General features: G+C 55.3%; 4 protein-coding genes. All 4 read left to right on the top strand.

Features of this window, described 5'->3' with window-relative positions; translation table 11 throughout:
• Positions 1–85 precede the first annotated feature (85 nt).
• The 4 genes from INT29_RS19800 to INT29_RS19785 all read left to right on the top strand — a co-directional run bounded on the left by INT29_RS19800 (position 86) and on the right by INT29_RS19785 (position 3,115).
• Positions 86–880 (top strand): SAR2788 family putative toxin, encoded by a 795-nt coding sequence (locus INT29_RS19800; protein ID WP_193073263.1) that lies wholly within the window; start codon positions 86–88, stop codon positions 878–880.
• Positions 858–1,400, top strand: a complete 543-nt coding sequence (locus INT29_RS19795) for a hypothetical protein (protein WP_009885516.1) — start codon at positions 858–860, stop codon at positions 1,398–1,400. The genes INT29_RS19800 and INT29_RS19795 overlap by 23 nt, the downstream gene beginning before the upstream one ends.
• Positions 1,401–1,828: 428 nt before the next feature.
• The gene (locus INT29_RS19790; protein ID WP_193073264.1) at positions 1,829–2,005 is read left to right on the top strand and encodes a hypothetical protein; all 177 of its coding nucleotides are present in this window, start codon (positions 1,829–1,831) and stop codon (positions 2,003–2,005) included.
• Positions 2,006–2,908: 903 nt separating this feature from the next.
• On the top strand, positions 2,909–3,115 hold the full coding sequence (locus INT29_RS19785; RefSeq protein ID WP_069599747.1) for a hypothetical protein: 207 nt from the start codon (positions 2,909–2,911) through the stop codon (positions 3,113–3,115).
• Positions 3,116–3,503 lie beyond the last annotated feature (388 nt).

Raw genomic sequence — 3,503 nt, 5'->3', positions numbered from 1 at the left:
CAAACACCGAAATCCAGACCAGCGTGCAGCTTCAGCCTAGATCGGTGGATCGAGGTTAAGGAAGAGCGTTGCTGCTGTTGCAGCGGTGACCGCGTTAGCGGTGGGGCTGTCGACGGCAAATATTTCACCCGTCGCGGCCGACGAGCCAACCGAAGTACCAAGCGTCAGCACACATAGTGTCTCTGTTGATCCTGATGAGGCGACCTCAGGTGTTGAGTCGCTTGATGAGGGCGGCGACAACCTAGATACGACTGTAGACGTCGACGCGGTCGGTGGCACAGTCTCCACCTCGGTTGAGGCTGAAGGTATTGATTCGCGTGTGGATGTCGCCACGGATTCCGATGCTCCTCTTGATGAGCTGATCCAGTCGGTGACGGTTGAAGCAGTCGTCGATGGTGAAGACATTGAAAGCGAACTACTCGTCCGTGATTTCACCTATTTAGGTGATGAAGCCTTCACCGCAACTCTCGAAGATGCTCAGTCCGGAGAAACCATTGAGGTTTCTTCTGCCCAGGTGAATGCGCAGGCATTCCCGATTCTGTGGGTTCTTGGCCTCCTCGCTCGTGTCGGGATTAAAGCAGCGATCAAGCAAATAGGGAAGTCGAAGATCAAGAAGGCCACCTCCAAGTACCTTCTTCAGAAGGCCAACGCGAACACCTGGAAGCATATCCGGGCGAAGAAGCACAACTGGGGGAAGATTGGCGGCACCTCGCGATCGAAAATTGCGAACTTAATGTCTCGTGCTATGGCTAACGGCAAGCACTCGAAACGTGGTGCGAACGGAATGCAGGCTGTCCTTCCCTACAAGGGTAAGTACATAGTTGTCACATATGCGAAGAAGGGTGGGAAGATCAGTAATGGCTGGTGGGGTAAACCGTGATAGCGCACAGGCACTGACTGAGGCGATCGTCGCTGCGGAAAAGGGCTCACTTGACAGTGCGTTGCAGCTTGCGGGCGCTATGTCGATAAAGGACGTCGCCTATGCCCTTGTCGAAGGGTTCGAAGATACTGGGAGCCCCGTTCACAATTTCGAAGAGATCCGTGATCGGTTCATTTGGCGGTGGGTTTCTTCGCTCGACCCAGTAGAAGTACTTGCCGCGCTTGTCGCCATCGACGGTGTTTACAGCAACGATTTAGTGGTTCTGCCACATGCGGAAGACCGGTTCACGACCAGGCTCTTAGAAGCTTCTGCGGATGCCGTTCGTGTAATTAGCAAGCATCTTTCCTACGTGAAGGATCTTGCTGGAGGCCCCGATACTAGTTTCAATGAGGCCTTCGCCGCGCGGGTGACAGAACTTGCTGACGGTCCGTTGGCTCAGATGTCTGACGATTTGACCTCACAGGCTCAGCAGCTAGCGAAGCTACAGCAGAACGCTGATGAAATCGAGTCGGACGAATAGGAGCTAGCTTTAAACCCACAAGGGCGGGGCCGCAAATCTACGGTCCCGCCCTTGTGGGTGCGGCTGTTGGAGTTTGTGCAGACAGCTGACGAAATCGGCTTCGCAGATCGAGAGGGCGACTTTCCAGCGTCTAGGTGGTGCCGTCCTTGACAGTTTCGTTCGCAATCTAGTCCAGTTCTTGGACGGATTCGGTGAGCGGGGATACCCGGTAGACATTTCCGCCCGTCGTGACCGGCTCCACCGAATTCGTCTTGGAGGTCACATATTCGTGACCAACTACCGCGACAATCACTGACGCTTCAAGCCCGTTGTCGTTGCTTGCCGAGGAAGGACACGTTCCGTCGAACCTCCGTTCACGATATGGCTGTCCGAGAACTCGAGCTGATGAATTTTCACCTCCGTTGTGGCTAGGTAGCCGGTATAGTCCCATGACCATGGATGTGTTTAGTTTTGTGACCGTCGGGGTTTATGTGCTCAGCGGTGGCCTGGTGCTCTCATTGCTGGTGCTCGGTTTGATTGTTCTGCTCAAGGTCAACAACCTGCTCGACCTCGAACTGGCCAAACGGGTCGAGCAGAAGAACGAGAACCCGCAATCCGCAGAATAAGTCCTCGCTGCCCCTGAACGCGGCGATGGCCTGATTGTCATCGAAGTCGACGTGACTCCGAAGACCAGACGAGGGAGCGTAGTGGTACACCACCTGTTTCGCATCACCCTATGCCTGCTGGCAGCTTTGGTAGCAGTGAGCTGTGAGAAGTTCATTTACGGCCGGATCATCCTGACACCAGACTCGGTCTGGCATTTCCGGGAATGGGTGCGTGTCGCGATCATCGCTGTGGTTGTGTGGGTGAGTCTCAACGTTTCAGACCGGTGGAGAGACCGCACTCGAAAATCGCAGAGATTGCAGCCCTGATACTGGGGAGAGAGCCCGAATCAATCCTTTACCCGTCCTCGTATACCGTCTTAGAGATGTCCCGAACTCGTGCGGGTCCACCCATGGCGGGACCGGATCTTGATGATCAGGGCCATCAGTAGAAAAAGTACGGCGGTCAGGGGGAACATGAACGCGGCGAACACCCACACAAGCGTCCCTCCAATTCCGGTCGAGTCGTAGTACACGGCCTGAGCAACTGAGAGGCTGCTTAACTGGTGGGCGAAGACCAGAGCGAATCTGGTTTGGAACCATTCATATGCCGATCTTGGCACACTCGTCGTAGAGTCAGGGCCGTGACGGGAATTGTCGCGATCACGATTGAACGCTCGCGGCGGAAAGTGACCGCCCGCAGGACACTTTGTGCAGGTGAAGGCAAGAAATACGTGTGCCCGAAGGGGCCCGCGTCCGTTTTCAACGGTTTCGAAAGCGGATTGACTGCCCGGCGTTGCGCCACTGAATCTCGGCAATGCACCTCTTCTATCGTGCTCATGCGATGTTTGCGCACACTATAGAATGAGCCTTATCGCTTTCAACTAATGAGGCAGAGCCCGCAGATGCACCGAAAGGATCGAGCATATGGAAGGCTTTGGATTCGTCGAATCGAGCTTTGGCGTCCTTGGCATGCTGCTGACACTTCTGCCAGTGTTTGTCTTTCTCGTCATCGTAGCGGGCATCGTAATTGCGACTGTCTGGATCACCAAGTACCTCAAGCGGCAGGAAGCTGACCGCAAAGAGATGCTCGATCTCATGCGCAGGCAGGTTTCCAGAAAGCAAGATTCGTGAGTAGCGATCGCTTATCCGTCGTGCTGATCATTGCGGGCCTGTTCGCACTCCTAGCTGGTTTTGTCACTGGCCTTGCAGTCTTCTCAACAATGTGGATCCTCCTGGGCTTCGGTGCCGCTCTCACACTCATCGCCACGAGTTTCATTATCTCGGTCTTGAACCAGCGGCCTTGGGAGGCTAGAGGGCGTGACCAGCTGCGCCGGCTGAACACCATAGGGACGGCCCTGCTACTCGCGGGACTCACATGTGCCGCTGTGGTCGGGATCGCTATCTCGGGGTTCATCGTTCTCGTTGATGGTACAACTCTGCAAAGCAGTCCTGCGCAGGATGCATTGAGGTTCCCCGCAAGTTGTGGACACTTGATCTGTCTCACGCGGCTTGCGCAGAC

The organism is Brevibacterium sp. FME37, from assembly GCF_014897485.1.
Classification (GTDB): domain Bacteria; phylum Actinomycetota; class Actinomycetes; order Actinomycetales; family Brevibacteriaceae; genus Brevibacterium.
The sequence above is the reverse complement of the archived record's forward strand: the minus strand, read 5'-3'. Positions and strand labels throughout refer to the sequence as shown.